A 15,425-nucleotide genomic window follows, 5' to 3' on the forward strand; every position below is an offset into this window, starting at 1 on the left:
CAGTCCCGCGGCCGGCCCGGGCGGCCGTGCCCCGGTGGTTCAGGGGCGCCGGGGGTGCCACTCGACGAGCAGGACGGTGGCGTCGTCGTGCAGACGTCGGCCTTGGTGGACGAGGATGAGCTCGATCAGCCGGCGCAGGGTCTCGGGCGCGGGGAGCTCGTCCGTCAGGGCACGGACGACGGCGTCGGCCAGACGTTCCTCGCCGAACAGCTCGCCGCCGGCGGAACGCGCCTCCGTGACGCCGTCGGTGAACAGCAGCACCCGGTCGCCCGGCTGCAACTGGACGCTGTGGACGCGCGGGGGCGGCATGTCGTACCCGGTCAGCCCGAGCGGCGGCTCGGGCGTCCGGGCGAGGGCGTCGGCGACGACGTGGCCGTCACGGATCAGCAGCGGTGGGGGATGGCCGCAGTTGATCCAGTCCAGGCGGCCGGATGTGGTGTCCAGATCGGCGATGACGCAGGTCAGCAACCGCTCGGGGATCCAGCGGTCCAGGGTGTGGCCGATCTCGACGGCGATGTCGTCGAGCCGTCCGCCCGCACGCCGGGTGTACCGGCAGGCGGCCAGAGCCGCGGCGCTGCAGCCGCCGGACGCGAGGTCGTGCCCCATCGCGTCCAGAAGCGTGAGGTGAAGCCCCTCTCCGGACAGGCTGTGGTCGTACGCGTCGCCGCCCACCTCGTACGCGGGTTCCAGGACGGCGCTGGACGTCACCTCCGAGGTGCCGATGGTGCGTGGCGGCAGGAACGCCCACAGCAGCTCGGCCTGCAGGCTCATCGGCCGGGTCCGCATGGTCTCGGCGAGGAGGTCGCTGTACGGCTGCTTGGTCGCGAGGATGAGGGCGAGCAGGCCGGCCAGGGCCTCGCACCGGTGCAGCAGGGGCGCGTCGAGTTCCGGCGCGGTCACCCGCAGCACCCCCAGCCGGCCGATGCCGTCCACGACCGGGATCCACCCCGTGCGCGCGGAGCCGCCGTCGTCCGGCGGGCTCAGCTGCACGGTCTCGGTGCGGTAGGCGCGCCCGGCGAGGGAGGTGTCGACGGGCAGGCTGTACGGATCCCCGGTCCCACCCTCGGCGCCGTGCCGGCGCGCCTGCTCGGAGCCGGGGAGCGCGACCAGGTTGCGCTGCTGCAGGTCGGCCACGTACGCGTCGGCGCCGGCCAGCCCGAGCCGCCGCCCCGCATCCCGTACGAGATCGGGGATCGCGCGCGGCGCGAGCCGGTGGGACGCCGCGAGCACATCGGCGAGGACCGAGCCCAGAGTGTCGTCCGCCACCGGTACCCGCCTGCCTTTCGCCACCGGTCACCGGCCGACCCGGTGACCACCTCATCATGCGCCGGAACGGGATCCGTCGAGGCGCCGCCGCGCGCGACAGGGGTGTCGGGCCCACGTCCCCCGGCCGGCCCGTACCGGCCCGTGGCGAGGGCGGGACCGGTTCCGGTGCTCGGTCGAACGCGGTGACGACCGGTTTGCGTGAGAAGTCGCGGGGCACGCGGACCTCCATGACGCCCGGGGCCCCGAAGGCCCGGGACGCGCAAGGTACGACCCCGTGAGAGCACGAGAAGGGATGAGAGCCGATGGGAACCGGAATCGTCCTGCTCGCCGACGGCGAGCCGACCGGCAGCCGCCGGTCCTGACACGGAGGCAGGAGACATGCGACACCACGAACCGTCCGAACGCAGGACGCGGGTGCCGAGCCCGCGACGCGCCCCCGACCCGCTCGCGGGCACGCCGGACGCATGGGGGGAAGGCGGCCGTCCGGGCTCCGCGGGTCCCAGGCCCCGGAACGCCCGGCCACGTCCTTCCTCGCCCCGGCCGGCGGTGCCCGCGCAGAGGTCCACAGCGCCGACCGCGCCGCAGATCCCGCCCAGGCCCTCCGCGCCGCCCGGCGCGGGGCAGGCGGGCCACGGCGGCCATGCCCGTCATGCCGCGCCCGCCCCGCAGGACCCGGGGCAGGACGCGCACCGGGCCGACGGCGCGGAACACCGCCCGGACCCCGTCCGCCCCGACGGCGCCGCGGGCGTCGAGCAGGTCCCCGATCTGCTCGACGCCGCGGACGAAGAGGCGTTCCGCACGCGCTGGCACGAGGTCCAGGCCCGGTTCGTCGACGACCCCCGCCAGGCCGTCCACGACGCGGACGTACTCGTCGGAGACGTGATGAGGAACCTGGCGGACACCTTCGCCCGGCACCGCCACGCCCTGGAGGGAGAGTGGAGCCAGGGCCTGGAGGCGGACACGGAGAGTCTGCGCCGCGCGCTGTGCCAGTACCGTGCCCTGCTCCACCGACTCCTGTCCGCCTGACGGCCGGCGAGACCGGCCCCGGGTCCCCGGGGAGGCGGAATGATCCGGGGGGACCCGGGTACGCGGACGCTGTCCGAGCCGCCAGGGAGGGAGCAATCACATGGGTCTGGGACTGTTCATCATCATGATCGCCGTCGGGGCCATCCTCACCTTCGCCACCGACTGGAAGCTCGACGCCATCGACCTCGATCTGGTCGGACTGATCCTGATGGCGGTCGGCTTCCTCGGAACCGCCGTCTACACCAGCGTCCTCCGTCGCCGCCGGATGGTGGTTCCGCCCGTGGCGCCGACGGTGACCGACGAGGAACGGCGCGACCTGCTCTGAGGCGGCCGGCAGGTCCGGTGCCGCGCCGACCACCACAGCACACCACCCACAACGACAGAGGAGCGACCGCAATGATCGACCACGTCTGGACCTTCAACGCCGACTCCGGCCACCTGGCGGGCACCGACCTGACCGGATGGCGGGTCGAGGCGACCGACGGGCACATCGGAAAGGTGGACAAGCACTCCGACGAGGTGGACGACGCCTATCTGGTCGTGGACACCGGAGTCTGGATCTTCGGCAAGGAGGTGCTGATCCCGGCGAGCACGGTGGTCCGCATCGACCTGGTGGAGCACACGGTCCATCTCGGCCTGGCGAAGGAACAGGTCAAGGACGCGCCGGAGTTCATCTCCGACAAGCACCTCGCCGACCTGCAGTACCGAGAGGAGATCGGACAGTACTACCGCACCGGCGGCCCCTTCCCGGGCGGCACGGGTGCCCTTTGACGGGCCGCGGGCCGAGCAGGGGGCACCGACGACCCCCGGCGCGGACCGACGGCCTTGCGACCGCCCCGCACGGGATCTCTCCGGTGCGGGGCGGTCGGCCGTCCGCCACCGCCGGGGAAGCGCGCGAGGAGGCGCGGCCAGGGGGAGACCGAGGGTCCCGCCGCCCGCGACGGTGCTGCTTCAGCTCGACGACGGTGCTACTTCAGCTCGATCTCGACGAAGGCGAGCGGGGTGGTGCCCGCGTTGACGACCTCGTGTTCGCCGCCGGCCGGGCGCGCGTAGGACTCGCCGGCCCGGAGCTCGGAGACGGTGACCGCGCCGTCGGGGGCGATCACATGGGTCCGCCCGTCGGTGACGGGGACGACGACGTAGTCGTAGGCGTGGACGTGCCGGCCGGTGGACTGACCGGGCTCGAAGTCCCAGCGGGTGACGCGGACCCGGTCGTCCTCGTGCTGCTCGGTCGCGCGGGCGGTGGTGGTCATGGTCGCTCTTTTCGCCGTCGTCGGTTCCGGGCGCTGCGTCGGTCCGGGCAGCGCGCTGAGCTGCAGGTTAACCCCCGGCCGGCCGTACGCCCGGACAAGGCGGCCACGGGCGGTGCGGCCCGGGTGAAGCGTGGCGGCCGCCCCGTGAAGAAGCCCGGCACCCTCCGTTCGGAAGGTGCCGGGCTCGTCCGCGTGCTCAGGCCGTCAGCGCCGAGTCGTCCTCGGGGCGCGCCCCCGGCAGTCGATGGCGGGCCGCGATCAGGGCCGTGTCCACGTCGCGGGTACCGGTGGAGACGCACAGCGTGTAGGCGAGGTCGTCCATGCGCCGGCGCACCTCGGCGCCGCCGCTCTCCGCCTGGAGTACCTTGAGCGTCTCGTACTGCTCGATGAGGTTGCGCAGGACCACGGGATGGGCCATCAACACGTACTGCTCCTGTCGTCGGCAGGGCGGCGACGCCCCGGTCGACGCTCCGCGTACCCGGACTTCGGCGTCGCACTCCTCGCCGGTCCGACCGCTCGGCGGCCGGCGTGATCCCGTTGCGGGCGGTGTGGGAATGATGAACCGGGAAAGGCGGGGTACGAGGTGCCCATCGGGCCCACCCATCGGACGAGGGGAGTACCAGCGCCATGACGGACGCGATCACCGCGGAGTGTGCGTCACCGGAACCCCTGCTCTCCGCGAGTGCCGTCTACGACCACGCCTCCGGCGGCGGCTCGATCGCCTCCGCCCGTGCCTTCACGGCGGCCTTCCTCGCCGCGGCCCCCTCCGTACGGAGTGAACCCGTGGCCGACGCGTGTGTGGAGGTCGCCCAGTTGGTGGTCAGCGAACTGGTGACCAACGCCGTCCGGCACACGGACGGCCCCTGCCGGCTGCTCCTGGAGCTGCGCCGGGACGCCCTGGAGATCTCGGTGATCGACCGTGTGGCCGTCGCGCCCGTACCCCGGGGTCACGATCCCCGCCGCATCGGCCAGCACGGTCTCGAGATCGTCGTCGCCGTCTGCGAGAGCCTGAGCGTGGAGCCGGACCCGGAGGGGAAGCGGGTCCGGGCGCGGCTCTCCCTCGTGCACACGGGCCCGTCCGTTCGTCTCTGAGGCTGCCGCGGTCAGGGGGCGCGGCCGGGCCCCCGGCCTTCACGTCACCGGGGGTGCCTGCGCGCACTGCCGTGGCCGGGCGTGATGCTCCACCACGACATCGCCACCCCCACACCGAGCACCAGGCACAGCACGACCGCCACGACGGAATCCCTTCGGCGCGAGGAGCAGGTCCGGGAATCCGGATGACCGCGATCGCGGCACCGAAACGCCGCCACCCGTGATGGCGGGGTGCCCCTCCCGTGAAGTTCCTGTGCCGGGACGGTGGGGGTCTGGCGAGGGAGCGCCGGAAGCGTACCGGAAGGGGTGGGTTCACTTGATGTGTGGCGCGGCCTGAGGGAGGGTGGACGGACGAGTTGACGTCGACCGGGAAGGTGGCCGGCCAGTACACGCAGGCCACGCATATGACTGTTTTCGAAGACGAGTTCGGCCGCTCCGGCGCGATGTCCGCGGCCGGACGCACCTCCCCGGCCTGGACGCCCCCCACGGCCGGGGGTACGGGTACCTCCTGGCTCCGCTCGCCCCACCCCACGGTGGTGGCCGACCGCGAGGGCGGGGTCGTCGAGTTCAACGGCGCCGCCGCCGACCTCTTTCCGGACATGGGGGTCGGCTCCTGGCTGGACGACGTCGCCCCGGGCTGGCTGGCCGACGCACATCGGCGGCTGGCCCGTCCGGCCCCGCCGCCCTCCGCGGAGCCCTCCGGCCGCGCGGGCCGCCCGCCGCTGAGGGGCAGGCACGCCGGCCGCCTCCTGCGGGCCCACCCCACCGAGTCCGGCCACGGAGACGTGGCCTGGTGGCTGGTCGACGACACCGACCTGACCACCGCGGAGGAAGCCCTGCGGACCGAACAGGAGCGCGCGGCGATCCTCGCCGAAGCGTCCACCCAGCTCCTGGCCTCGCTGAATCCGGACCGGTGCCTGGAGAAGGTGGTCCTGCTCGCCGCGGCCCATCTCGGCGACGCGGCGGTCGTGATCTCCCCGCCCGTGAGGAACCGCTACGCCGTGGTCACCGCGATCGGCGGAAGGTGCGACCGCGGCCAGGTGAAGATGGACCCGACGACGGTGCCCGGCCTCGCCGAGGCACTCCAGGGCTTCCCGCCGGTGCCCGCCCGCTGGATCGACCCGGCGGAGCTGCCGGAATGGGCCCTGCCCGAGGGCTTCGAAGGAACCCCCGGAGCCGTCGCCATCACACCGCTGCCCGGCCACGGCGTACCCGCGGGCGCACTGATCCTGCTGCGGCGCGGCGGACGGAAGGCCTTCGAGGCCTCCGAGGAACTCTTCGCCCGGCTCTTCGCCGCCCGTGCCGGCGCCGCGCTCTCGGCCGCACGGCTCTACGCGGAGCAGGCGCGCGTCACCCGCGCGCTGATCGCCGAACTCCTCCCGCCGCAACTCCACCACGTACGCGGCGTCGACTTCGCCGGCGGCTACCGCACCTCCCAGGACACGGAGCGCATCGGCGGCGACTTCTACGACGTGCACGCCGGGACCGAGGAGGGACAGGAGACGCTCGCCGTCCTGGGCGACGTGTGCGGCAAGGGCCTCGACGCCGCCGTGCTCACGGGCAGGATCCGCAGCACCGTACAGGCGCTGCTCCCCCTCGCCGACGACCACCAGAACGTCCTGAAGCTCCTCAACGGCGCCCTCCTGACCGCCCGCCACACCCGTTTCGCGACCCTGGTCCTGGCCTCGGTACGACGTTCGGGCGGCCTGGTGCGACTGCGACTGACCAGCGCGGGCCACCCGCCGCCGCTGATCCTTCGCGCCACGGGAGCGGTCGAGGAGGCGGACACCGGCGGAACCCTCGTGGGAGCCCTGCCCGACGTCACGTCCCGGTCCGCGACCGTGCACCTGTCGCCCGGAGAGACGTGCCTGCTCTACACGGACGGGATCACGGAGGCCCGGGGCGGGCCGCTCGGCTCGTCCATGTTCGGCGAGGACCGCCTCCGGACGGCACTCACCGAATGCGTCGGACTCCCCGCCGAGGCCGTCGTCGAGCGCCTGCAGATGATCGCGGGGGACTGGGTGGGCCGAGGTCCGCACGACGACATGGCGGTCGTCGCGATCACCGCACCGCACACCACCCATCTGTCCGCGGTGAACGGACACACCCGGGGCAGGTACACCGCATGACCACGCACACCACGACCCCGTCCACCGGCCTCGCCGGAACCCGAGAGCGGCTGTGGGCGGCGCTCGAAGCCCGGGACGAGGCGGCGGCCGCCGCGGCGGTCCTCGACGCCCACGACGCGGGGACCACGGCGGAGGACCTCCTGCTCGACGTGATCGGGCCCGTCCAGGCCAGGGTCGGAGGGGAGTGGGCCGCCGGCCGCATCGGCGTCGCCCAGGAGCACGCCGCGACGGCCATCCAGGACCGCGTCATCGCGGCCCTCGCCCACCGGGGCCCGCGCCCCGGCCCGGCCACCGGGGCGCGGGCCGGGGCGCGGGAGAGCGCTGCCGCCGGGCCGGGCGCCCGGCGGGAGGGCGGAACCGCACCCCGGCGGGTCACCGTCGCCTGCGTCGACGGCGAATGGCACGCCCTGCCCGCCCGACTCCTCGCGGAGGTCCTGCGCGGCCGCGGATTCCTCGTCGACTACCTGGGGGCGCACGTCCCCACCCCGCACCTGATCGCGCACCTGCACCAGACCGGTGCGGACGCCGTGGCCCTCTCGGCCTCCCTGCCGGTCCGACTCCCGACGGCCCACGCCGCCGTCACCGCCGTGCAGGCCATCGGACTCCCCGTCCTCGTCGGAGGAGCCGCCTTCGGCCCCGACGGCAGGTACGCCCTCCTGCTCGGCGCGGACGGGTGGGCACCCGACGCCCGCGCCGCCGCCTCGCTCCTCGCCGGCGGCCTGCGGCGTCCGGAGGGCGCTCCGCAGGACCCGGCCCGTGAACTGCCGCACCTGGCCGACCAGGAGTACACCCTGGTCACGCGCAGCAGGACCCAGCTCATCCGCCACGTCCTCACGGCCCTGGAGGCCGCGGTGCCGGCCATGGCCTCGTACACCGGACGACAGCGGGAGCGGACCGCCGAGGACATCGCTCACATCGTCGACTTCCTCGCCGCGTCCCTCTACGCCGACGACGCCGAGCTGTTCACCCGTTTCGTGACCTGGACCGCCGGGATCCTGCGCGCCCGGGGTGTCCCGGACGCCGCCCTCGCCGCCGCCCTCGACCTGCTCGCCGACGCGCAGTACGACTTCCCCCGCGCACGGGCGCACCTCGTCGCCGGACGCCGCAGCCTCACCCGCGTACCCGCCCCCGGACGTCGCGCATGAGTACGTCCGACACCACCTTCGAGCTGAGCCCCGTCCGTGAGGAGGGCGGCGTCCTGCGTGCGGAGCTCGCCGGCGACCTCGCCTGGGACAGCGCCGACGAGCTCCTGGACACGGCCCGCGCCCACCTCGACGCCACCCCCGTCCCCTCGGACCTGCGACTCGACTGCGCCCGGCTGACCCTGTGCGACTCGATGGGCCTCTCCACCCTGCTGGCCCTCCACCGGCACGCCGCGGCGTCCGGAGTACGTCTGCACCTCGACCGCAGACCGCCCTTCCTCGACCGGTTGCTCGTCCTCACCGGCACGTACGAGCACCTGACGGGCCGGCCGGAGACGGCGGGGCCCGACGGCGACACCCCGAGCGGCGTGGCGGACGGGCCTCAGCTCCCCGGACTCCGACGGCCGGAAGCCCCCGGACTCTGACGGCCGGAGCCCCCCGGGCTCTGACGGCCGGGCACGTGCTCCGGGCCCACCCGTGGACGCACCGCTCTCACTCCGGGCTCAGCCCGGCCGCTCGGGCGAGGGCACGCGGAAGCAGGCCGTGACGTCCTTGCCCCGTGGGCAGGACTGGGTCCGCACGTCGTCCGCGAGGGCGTCGATCAGGAGGAGTCCACGGCCACCCAAGGCGTCGTCGTCGGGACGGCGTTGCTCGGGGACAAGGGACGAAGCGTCGTGCACGGTCACGTGCAGGCACGCCTCGTCCCACGTCAGGATGAGCTGTGCGTCGCTGTGGGCGTGGACATGGGCGTTGGTGACCAGTTCGGAGACGGCCAGCACCACCGAGTCCACCGTGTCCGGTGCGGTACGGTCCCAGCCGAGCGTCGCCAGGTGCTCGCGCGTCCAGTCGCGCGCCGTCTTCACGTTGTTCCCGAGGGGCAGGGAGCGGGCCCACCCGACGGCTCTCAGCGAGGGATCCCGCGCCATGTCTCTTCCTCTCCTCCGAACGACCGCGTCTGGCGGCCGCGTCCACGTTCCGTCTGCCCGGACACCGCCGGAGGAATCCGGGCGAGGGGCCCTCTCGGTCCCCGACAGGGGCGGTGGGAAGAGCTGCTGAACGCCCCTCAGGAGCGGCCTCGCACGACCCGGAAAATCTCTCGGAAACTTTTTTGTGTGGACTTCGACCTTCCGGGTAGGCGAGCAGCCACGGGGTCACGCACCCCGGCTGGGGAAACACGTGAAAGGGGAATGGTGTGACGGTCACCACGATGACGGCCAAGGCGCTCGAGGTCGGAACGGGAACACTGCCGCTGGTCCCGGACGCGTTGGCAGTCGCGCCGAAGGACGCGCGGGCCCTGTCGAAGATCTTCTTCCAGGAGCTCACCGTTCTGGAGGAGGGGACGCACGAGTACCAGTACGCGCGCAACACCCTCATCGAGATGAACGTCAGCCTGGTCCGCTACGCGGCCGGACGGTTCCGCCATCGCGCCGACGAGATGGAGGACATCGTCCAGGTCGGCATGATCGGACTGATCAAGGCGATCGACCGCTTCGAGCTCTCGCGCGAGGTCGAGTTCACCACGTTCGCCGTGCCGTACATCGTCGGGGAGATCAAGCGGTTCTTCCGGGACACGTCCTGGGCGGTGCATGTGCCCCGTCGGCTGCAGGAGGCCCGCGTGGAGCTCGCCAAGGCGACCGAGGAGCTGAGCTCGCGCCTGGGCCGGACGCCGACGGTCAAGGAGCTCGCCGAGCTGATGAGCCTCACGGAGGAAGAGGTCACCGAGGCGCGGCTGGCCTCGAACGGCTACAACTCCTCGTCGCTCGACGCCGCGCTGAGCGGCGACAACGAGGACGGCGACGCCTCCCTCGCCGACCTCATCGGCAGCGAGGACCCCGCCATCGAGCTCGTGGAGGACTTCCACACCCTGGCGCCGCTCATCGCCGAGCTCGACGAGCGCGACCGCCGGATCATCCACATGAGGTTCGTCGAGGAACTCACCCAGGCGCAGATAGGGGAGCGCCTCGGCTGCTCCCAGATGCACGTCTCGCGGCTGCTCTCGCGCACCATGAAGCGCCTGCGCGCGGGGCTGCTCGAAACCGGCTGATCCCCGGGGCCGGCCGCTCGCCGCGCCGTCCGGTACGCCTCAAGGGCGCCTGGTCCAGGTCTTCACCTGGGCCAGGCGCCCTTGTCCGTACCTCCGGCGCGTCAGGAGTAGGTGACCGTCACCCGCTCGAAGCCGAGGCCGCCCAGGAGTTTCTGCAGCATCTCGGTCGTGTTCCGCTCGGCCCGGGAGGTCAGGCCGGACTCGCGGGCGGCGTCGCTGATCCGCCGGGCGGCCAGGACGTTGACGGCCTGCTCGCTCGCGGGGTTGTCCGAGAAGAGGTCGCCGAGCCGGTCGAGCAGGCCCCGCTGCTTGGACACGGCGTACGAGCGCTCGGGATCGAGAGCGGGGGCGGCCAGCCGGGCGTGCGGCAGGCGGAGGGTCGCCTCGGTCCGGTCCGCGTCGACGGTGACGGCGCCGTCCCCGAGGCCGCCCAGTTCGACGTAGGCGCCGACGCTGCCGTTCGCCACGTAGAGGGTGCGGGTGCCGCGGATGGAGTCCGGAAGGAAGCGTGCGTCGTTCTCCAGGTCGACCACGACCTGGTAGGTCCCCGCGGCGCCCTCGTACCGGCTCAGGTCCTGGACGGACTTCAGGACGGCAGGACCGGAGCGGTCCTTCACCTGCGTCCCGAACACGTCCAGACCGGGGAGCCTGAGGAACTGGCCGATCACGATGAGGGCGACGGCGAGCACGAGCAGGACGACGGCGGCGGGGCGCCATCTCCCTCTGGATCGTGTTCTTGTCGGGTGGGCCGGTGACGGGGTGTTCTCGGTGTCTTCTCCCATGGTGGCCTGGTGCCCCGGTCGACGCTTACCACTCCCAACCCCCTTGTACATGCGCCTGGTTGAGTCGCGTGAGGAGGGTGTGTCGGGCGTGAGGTCTCCGTCGATCCGTACGGCATGCGGCAGCCCGTCAGGGGTATGCGGGGCCCGTTCGCACGCGGTCGTCCAGAGGAGGCAGAGGCACATGATCGGTCGGAGACTCTCGCGCAGAAAGGCCGGAGTGACGGGTGACGGGACGGCGGCGCCCGCGGAGCCCCGGGACGTGCGACCGGCGGAGAAGGAAGAGGCCGCGCCTCAGGTCCGGCCCGGCCCGGGGCGGTTCGTGCGGGTACTGGTCGCGCTCACGGCACTCGTCGGCATGGTGGCGTTCGCCGTGGTCCTGGCCAGGCTCACGCTGGAGGCCTCGCCCGCGTCCGTACCCCTCACCCACAGCAACCTCACACCGGGCCGGTCGATCGAGAACTACCTCGGCCAGCCCGGCTTCGTGGATACCGTCAAGCAGCTCGGCGGGAACATCGCCCTCGGCGTCCCCTTCGGAATCCTGCTTCCGCTGCTGTCCCGCAAGGCGCGCGGATTCCTCCGCGTGGCGCTCGTCACCGCGGCGACGATGCTGCTCGTCGAGCTGGTGCAGGGTGCGCTCATCACGGGACGCGCGTTCGACATCGACGACGTCCTCCTCAACACGTCGGGAGCCCTGCTCGGCTACGTGCTCGTCGGGCGGCGGCTGGGGCGTGCCGTCCACCCGCGGACGCGCCCCCGCTGGTGGCAGCGCCGGAGCGACCCCGCCGGGACCCGGAGCGCCGCGTAGGACCGCCCGAAGGGGTACGCCCCGTGCCGCGGCCGAACGAAACACCGCCGAACGCCGGGCGGGGGAGCACCGGCCCCCGCCCGGCGCGACCACGGGTCCCGGGGCGCGGGTGGGGGCGGTGGCCCGTGGTTCCGCGCGGCCTCGGTGAGCGGTGTCAGACCCGCGCGGGAAGATCTGGCCATGCTGATCGCGACCGATGAACGCGGCCGGATGGTCAAGCGACCGTCGAAGCCCACGGTAGGGAAGATGCTGGCCGACCTCCGGCGGGGAAACGCCTCCCTGGTCCTGGAGCGAGTGGACGAGGAGAAGCCCGGCGCTTGGTACATCCAGGTCCTGCTCCGCGAGAACAACACCTACCAGCTCGAATACCGGGACGGCGTGGCTGGCCTGCACTACCAGACGCAGACGATCTCCCAGGAGAAGGTCCTCGGGGCGCTGCTCGGTTGGGCCGCCGCGAAGCCCGGCTGGCAGGACGGCTTCATGTGGAACAACATCGCCGAGCAGTTCGGTCCCGAGAGCTGCGGAACCCCGGCGCCTTCGCCGGGCGAGGCCTGAGGCCCCTGGCGCCGGAGCCGGCTCAGCAAATTCGCTCACGTGTTCGGTTAATGGTCTACGCTGGTCCCATGACCGCAGCACGACCCGCCCTGCCCGGGCTCCAGGCCTCCCTGTTCGACCAGGGTGACGACATCCGGTGCGGGGCGCTGGGCGGGCTGCGGCGGACGGGGCTCGACGGCGGTGCCTGGATCGACCACCTGCCGGGCTGGCTGCGGGGCGCCGACGCGCTGTTCGACGAGCTGGTCGGACGGGTGCCCTGGCGGGCCGAGGAGCGGCCGATGTACGACAACGTCGTCGCCGTCCCACGGCTCCTGGCCCACTACGGGGAGGGTGTCCTCCTCCCGCATCCGGCACTCACCGAGGCCCGGGACGCCCTCGGCGCCCACTACGCCGCCGAGCTCGGCGAACCCTTCGCCACCGCCGGCCTCTGCCTCTACCGCGACGGCCACGACAGCGTCGCCTGGCACGGCGACCGGACCGGCCGATCCGCCACCCAGGACACGATGGTCGCCATCCTCTCGCTCGGCGACCCCCGTGACCTCGCCTTCCGCCCCCGCTCCGGCGGCCCGACGGCTCTCCGCCTGCCCCTCGGCCACGGCGACCTGGTGGTGATGGGCGGCTCCTGCCAGCGCACCTGGGAGCACGCCGTCCCCAAGACGAGCCGCGCCGTCGGCCCCCGCATCAGCGTCCAGTTCCGCCCGCGCGGAGTGCGCTGAGACCTGGTCACCCGTGTCCCGCGCCGCCGCGGACGCGGTGGGCCGTGTCGCGTAGCCACAGGGCGCTGCGCTTGGGGGTGCGGGTCTGGGTGGGGTAGTCCACGCGGACGAGGCCGAAGCGCTTGTCGTAGCCGTACGCCCATTCGAAGTTGTCCAGGAGCGACCAGGCGAAGTAGCCCCGGACGTCCGCGCCGCCCGCGCGCGCCTCGGACACGGCGGCGAGGTGGGCCGCGAGGTAGGCCGTGCGGTCGGCGTCGTCGACGAAGCCGTGGGCGTCGGGAACGTCCTCGTACGCCGCTCCGCTCTCGGTGACCACCATCGACGTGCCCGGGTAGTCGTGCGCGACCCGCAGCAGCAGGGCCGTGAGGTCGTGCGGCATCACCTCCCAGCCGAGCCCCGTGACCGGGAGGCCTCCGTGCGGCAGGTTCCGCGTGACGGGGAGGCCGCGCGCGTCGGTGGCGGCGCCGTTCTCGTCCACGCCCGAGGTGCGCATCGAACGGTAGTAGTTGACGCCCAGCGTGTCGACGGGGCTGGAGATGATCTCCAGGTCGCCGTCCCGGACCGGGATCTCGACGCCGCGTACGGCCAGGTCGTCCACGAGGTCCTTCGGGTACCGTCCGCGCAGGATCGGGTCGAGGTAGAAGCGGAACCCGAGCGCGTCGGCGCGGCGGGCCGCCTCGCGGTCGACGGCCGTGTCGGTGGCCGGCCCGCTGGTGCCGAGGAGGTGGGTGACGGCGAGGTCGAGCGGACGCCGGGCGGCCGAGCGCAGCCGCTGGACGGCCAGGCCGTGGGCGAGGTGCAGGTGGTGGACGGCGCGTACCCCGTCGGCGAAGGAGCGGCCCCCGGGGGCGTGGACGCCCTCGACGTGGCCGAGCACGGCCGAGCAGAAGGGTTCGTTGAGCGTGGTCCAGTGGGTGACGCGGTCCCCGAGGCGCTCGTGGACGAGTTCCGCGTAGTCGGCGAAGCGGTGGGCGGTGTCGCGGGCGGGCCAGCCGCCCGCGTCCTGGAGCTCCTGCGGCAGGTCCCAGTGGTACAGGGTGAGCCAGGGCGTGATGCCGCGCGCGAGGAGCTCGTCGACCAGCCGGTCGTAGAAGCCGATCCCCGCCGGATTGACCGGACCCCGCCCGCCCGGCTGGACGCGGGGCCACGCGACGGAGAACCGGTAGGTGTCGAGGCCGAGATCGGCGAGGAGCGCGACGTCCTCGGGCATGCGGTGGTAGTGGTCGCACGCGACATCGCCGGTGTCGCCGTTGTCGATGGCCCCGGGGACCCGGCAGAAGGTGTCCCAGATGGACGGCGTGCGGCCGTCCTCGTCGGCGGCCCCCTCGATCTGGAAGGCGGAGGTGGCGGCGCCGAAGCGGAAGTGCGGGGGGAGACGGTCGATGAGCGCGTCGTGGCGGGCGGTCATGGGTGCTCCTGGTGGCTGACGGGAGAGGGGACGTGGGCACGGCCCGGACGCCGTCGGGGGCGTCCGGGCCGTGCCGTGGGGCGGGGAGGTTCAGGGCAGGCGGTGGTCCGCGTTCAGGACCGCGCCTCGCTCGGGGTGGTTCTGGTCGTAGCCGCGCGTGTCGCACTGGAGGCCGCCGACGACACAGTGGTCGACCAGCGCCTTGAGGGTGCGGTCCTCCCACGCGTTGAAGAAGTCGTAGTGGAAGGAGTAGCCGCGCCCGCTGGAGAGCCGCACCTGCGACATGTCGCCGTTGACCGGGAAGGCCATCTTGAACTCGATCATCGGCAGGGCGACCGGGTGGGAGGCCGGGCACATGTTGTCGTTGGTGCCGGGCTTGACCACCGGGTACGCCATGTGGCTCTTGTGGTCGGGGGTGTCGAGGTACAGGCCGTTCCAGCAGCTGGGCGCCTGGAAGCGGATGTTGAGCTGCACGTCGGGCCGGCTCGGGCAGCTCGCCGGGAAGTCGACGTTGAAGAAGCTGTCACCGCACTCCCAGCCCTCGACGAACCCCTTGTGGGCCCGGAACTCCTGGGCGCTCTGCGTCGGGCTGCCGACGACGAACCGCAGCCCCTTGGGGAAGGGGCGCACGCTCGTGTAGTCGGTGACGCCCGACTTGTAGTAGATGACCTGGGGTCCGACGGGCAGGATCTTCTGGTCGCCCTTGAACAGCGAGGGCATCCAGTACGCCGAGGAGTCGTCGGGCGCGCTGCACGTGGTGGCCCCGCCGCTCAGGGAGGCGGTGGTGGAGTGGGCGTTCGTGGACGTGTTGCCCATGAACGTGTGGTCGTGGGACGCGCCCGGCTGGCCCGGGTAGACGATCGGGTCGTCCGGCGCGGTGTGGGTGACGGAGCAGTTGGCCTGGAACTCGCGGTGGTACGCGGGGGCCGGCGTCCTGTCGGACGGCGTCACACCGGTGACCTGCGGGACGGCCGGGATGTACCCGTCCCCGTCGGCGTCGTCCGCCGAGGGGAGGGCGGACGCGCCCATGACGTGCGCCCCGGCGCCCGTCGCGTGTCCGGTGTGGGCGGAGGCCCGTGCCGGGGCCGCCCCGTCGGCGGCGGCGCTGTAGGCGCCGACGGTCAGGGCGGAGGTGCCCAGGGCGGCGGCGAGCAGTAAGGCGGACAGGGTCCTGCCGCGGATTCTCATCGTGATCTCCTCGTTCTCC

18 protein-coding genes are annotated in these 15,425 nt (G+C 73.1%); 11 read left to right on the top strand and 7 right to left on the bottom strand.

What is annotated here, in order from left to right:
* Window positions 1-39: 39 nt before the first annotated feature.
* Window positions 40-1,266, bottom strand: coding sequence for a PP2C family protein-serine/threonine phosphatase (locus ACFV2S_RS10295; RefSeq protein WP_385556061.1), 1,227 nt, complete (start codon window positions 1,264-1,266; stop codon window positions 40-42).
* 546 nt (window positions 1,267-1,812) lie between these two features.
* Between ACFV2S_RS10295 and ACFV2S_RS10300 the strand changes: the two genes are divergently transcribed.
* The 3 genes from ACFV2S_RS10300 (at window position 1,813) to ACFV2S_RS10310 (ending at window position 3,063) form a co-directional block, all read left to right on the top strand.
* Window positions 1,813-2,292, top strand: a complete 480-nt coding sequence (locus tag ACFV2S_RS10300; protein ID WP_385556063.1) for a hypothetical protein — start codon at window positions 1,813-1,815, stop codon at window positions 2,290-2,292.
* 100 nt (window positions 2,293-2,392) lie between these two features.
* Window positions 2,393-2,617, top strand: a complete 225-nt coding sequence (locus tag ACFV2S_RS10305) for a DUF6458 family protein (RefSeq protein WP_385556065.1) — start codon at window positions 2,393-2,395, stop codon at window positions 2,615-2,617.
* 71 nt (window positions 2,618-2,688) lie between these two features.
* Window positions 2,689-3,063, top strand: coding sequence for a PRC-barrel domain containing protein (locus ACFV2S_RS10310; protein WP_385556067.1), 375 nt, complete (start codon window positions 2,689-2,691; stop codon window positions 3,061-3,063).
* 197 nt (window positions 3,064-3,260) lie between these two features.
* Here the strand turns inward: ACFV2S_RS10310 and ACFV2S_RS10315 are convergent, their stop codons facing one another.
* Both ACFV2S_RS10315 and ACFV2S_RS10320 read right to left on the bottom strand, forming a co-directional pair.
* Complete coding sequence (locus ACFV2S_RS10315; protein WP_385556069.1) at window positions 3,261-3,545, bottom strand: cupin domain-containing protein; 285 nt, start codon at window positions 3,543-3,545, stop codon at window positions 3,261-3,263.
* A 196-nt stretch (window positions 3,546-3,741) separates the two neighbouring features.
* Complete coding sequence (locus tag ACFV2S_RS10320) at window positions 3,742-3,969, bottom strand: DUF5133 domain-containing protein (RefSeq protein WP_385556071.1); 228 nt, start codon at window positions 3,967-3,969, stop codon at window positions 3,742-3,744.
* Window positions 3,970-4,172: 203 nt separating this feature from the next.
* On the opposite strand from ACFV2S_RS10320, the gene ACFV2S_RS10325 reads away from it, so the two are divergent.
* From ACFV2S_RS10325 to ACFV2S_RS10340, 4 genes are all read left to right on the top strand, one after another.
* Window positions 4,173-4,637: an ATP-binding protein gene (locus ACFV2S_RS10325; RefSeq protein ID WP_385556072.1), complete on the top strand. Its 465-nt coding sequence runs from the start codon at window positions 4,173-4,175 to the stop codon at window positions 4,635-4,637.
* A 404-nt stretch (window positions 4,638-5,041) separates the two neighbouring features.
* A complete protein-coding gene (locus tag ACFV2S_RS10330; RefSeq protein ID WP_385556074.1) occupies window positions 5,042-6,766 on the top strand; it encodes a SpoIIE family protein phosphatase in 1,725 nt (574 codons plus the stop codon).
* Entirely contained in the window at window positions 6,763-7,911 is a 1,149-nt protein-coding gene (locus ACFV2S_RS10335; protein ID WP_385556076.1) for a B12-binding domain-containing protein, read from the top strand. The genes ACFV2S_RS10330 and ACFV2S_RS10335 overlap by 4 nt, the downstream gene beginning before the upstream one ends.
* Window positions 7,908-8,333 carry an STAS domain-containing protein gene (locus tag ACFV2S_RS10340; protein ID WP_385556078.1) on the top strand — a complete coding sequence of 142 codons (426 nt, stop codon included), beginning with the start codon at window positions 7,908-7,910 and terminating at the stop codon, window positions 8,331-8,333. The genes ACFV2S_RS10335 and ACFV2S_RS10340 overlap by 4 nt, the downstream gene beginning before the upstream one ends.
* 78 nt (window positions 8,334-8,411) lie before the next feature.
* Here ACFV2S_RS10340 and ACFV2S_RS10345 read toward each other — a convergent pair whose 3' ends face one another.
* On the bottom strand, window positions 8,412-8,834 hold the full coding sequence (locus tag ACFV2S_RS10345) for an ATP-binding protein (protein ID WP_385556080.1): 423 nt from the start codon (window positions 8,832-8,834) through the stop codon (window positions 8,412-8,414).
* Window positions 8,835-9,115: 281 nt separating this feature from the next.
* Here ACFV2S_RS10345 and ACFV2S_RS10350 point away from each other — a divergent pair, with 281 nt between their 5' ends.
* A complete protein-coding gene (locus ACFV2S_RS10350) occupies window positions 9,116-9,952 on the top strand; it encodes an RNA polymerase sigma factor SigF (RefSeq protein WP_385556263.1) in 837 nt (278 codons plus the stop codon).
* Between the two features lie 101 nt (window positions 9,953-10,053).
* Here the strand turns inward: ACFV2S_RS10350 and ACFV2S_RS10355 are convergent, their stop codons facing one another.
* A complete protein-coding gene (locus tag ACFV2S_RS10355) occupies window positions 10,054-10,734 on the bottom strand; it encodes a DUF4230 domain-containing protein (protein ID WP_385556082.1) in 681 nt (226 codons plus the stop codon).
* Window positions 10,735-10,915: 181 nt separating this feature from the next.
* Here ACFV2S_RS10355 and ACFV2S_RS10360 point away from each other — a divergent pair, with 181 nt between their 5' ends.
* The 3 genes from ACFV2S_RS10360 to ACFV2S_RS10370 all read left to right on the top strand — a co-directional run bounded on the left by ACFV2S_RS10360 (window position 10,916) and on the right by ACFV2S_RS10370 (window position 12,810).
* Window positions 10,916-11,539 carry a VanZ family protein gene (locus ACFV2S_RS10360; protein WP_385556084.1) on the top strand — a complete coding sequence of 208 codons (624 nt, stop codon included), beginning with the start codon at window positions 10,916-10,918 and terminating at the stop codon, window positions 11,537-11,539.
* 180 nt (window positions 11,540-11,719) lie between these two features.
* Window positions 11,720-12,094 (top strand): hypothetical protein, encoded by a 375-nt coding sequence (locus ACFV2S_RS10365; RefSeq protein WP_385556086.1) that lies wholly within the window; start codon window positions 11,720-11,722, stop codon window positions 12,092-12,094.
* Window positions 12,095-12,162: 68 nt separating this feature from the next.
* Window positions 12,163-12,810 carry an alpha-ketoglutarate-dependent dioxygenase AlkB gene (locus ACFV2S_RS10370; RefSeq protein WP_385556088.1) on the top strand — a complete coding sequence of 216 codons (648 nt, stop codon included), beginning with the start codon at window positions 12,163-12,165 and terminating at the stop codon, window positions 12,808-12,810.
* A gap of 7 nt (window positions 12,811-12,817) precedes the next feature.
* Here the strand turns inward: ACFV2S_RS10370 and ACFV2S_RS10375 are convergent, their stop codons facing one another.
* Together ACFV2S_RS10375 and ACFV2S_RS10380 are read right to left on the bottom strand one after the other, a co-directional pair.
* Window positions 12,818-14,218: a GH1 family beta-glucosidase gene (locus tag ACFV2S_RS10375; protein WP_385556090.1), complete on the bottom strand. Its 1,401-nt coding sequence runs from the start codon at window positions 14,216-14,218 to the stop codon at window positions 12,818-12,820.
* A 90-nt stretch (window positions 14,219-14,308) separates the two neighbouring features.
* A complete protein-coding gene (locus ACFV2S_RS10380) occupies window positions 14,309-15,406 on the bottom strand; it encodes a DUF1996 domain-containing protein (RefSeq protein ID WP_385556092.1) in 1,098 nt (365 codons plus the stop codon).
* Window positions 15,407-15,425 lie beyond the last annotated feature (19 nt).

The sequence above is a fragment of the Streptomyces sp. NPDC059695 genome (assembly GCF_042733785.1).
Classification (GTDB): domain Bacteria; phylum Actinomycetota; class Actinomycetes; order Streptomycetales; family Streptomycetaceae; genus Streptomyces.

Coding starts and splice junctions, on each gene's coding strand:
- ACFV2S_RS10305 (WP_385556065.1), top strand. CDS start 2,393: ATGGGTCTGGGACTGTTCATCATCATGATCGCCGTCGGGGCCATCCTC.
- ACFV2S_RS10310 (WP_385556067.1), top strand. CDS start 2,689: ATGATCGACCACGTCTGGACCTTCAACGCCGACTCCGGCCACCTGGCG.
- ACFV2S_RS10315 (WP_385556069.1), bottom strand. CDS start 3,545: ATGACCACCACCGCCCGCGCGACCGAGCAGCACGAGGACGACCGGGTC.
- ACFV2S_RS10325 (WP_385556072.1), top strand. CDS start 4,173: ATGACGGACGCGATCACCGCGGAGTGTGCGTCACCGGAACCCCTGCTC.
- ACFV2S_RS10330 (WP_385556074.1), top strand. CDS start 5,042: ATGACTGTTTTCGAAGACGAGTTCGGCCGCTCCGGCGCGATGTCCGCG.
- ACFV2S_RS10335 (WP_385556076.1), top strand. CDS start 6,763: ATGACCACGCACACCACGACCCCGTCCACCGGCCTCGCCGGAACCCGA.
- ACFV2S_RS10340 (WP_385556078.1), top strand. CDS start 7,908: ATGAGTACGTCCGACACCACCTTCGAGCTGAGCCCCGTCCGTGAGGAG.
- ACFV2S_RS10345 (WP_385556080.1), bottom strand. CDS start 8,834: ATGGCGCGGGATCCCTCGCTGAGAGCCGTCGGGTGGGCCCGCTCCCTG.
- ACFV2S_RS10350 (WP_385556263.1), top strand. CDS start 9,116: ATGACGGCCAAGGCGCTCGAGGTCGGAACGGGAACACTGCCGCTGGTC.
- ACFV2S_RS10355 (WP_385556082.1), bottom strand. CDS start 10,734: ATGGGAGAAGACACCGAGAACACCCCGTCACCGGCCCACCCGACAAGA.
- ACFV2S_RS10360 (WP_385556084.1), top strand. CDS start 10,916: ATGATCGGTCGGAGACTCTCGCGCAGAAAGGCCGGAGTGACGGGTGAC.
- ACFV2S_RS10365 (WP_385556086.1), top strand. CDS start 11,720: ATGCTGATCGCGACCGATGAACGCGGCCGGATGGTCAAGCGACCGTCG.
- ACFV2S_RS10370 (WP_385556088.1), top strand. CDS start 12,163: ATGACCGCAGCACGACCCGCCCTGCCCGGGCTCCAGGCCTCCCTGTTC.
- ACFV2S_RS10375 (WP_385556090.1), bottom strand. CDS start 14,218: ATGACCGCCCGCCACGACGCGCTCATCGACCGTCTCCCCCCGCACTTC.
- ACFV2S_RS10380 (WP_385556092.1), bottom strand. CDS start 15,406: ATGAGAATCCGCGGCAGGACCCTGTCCGCCTTACTGCTCGCCGCCGCC.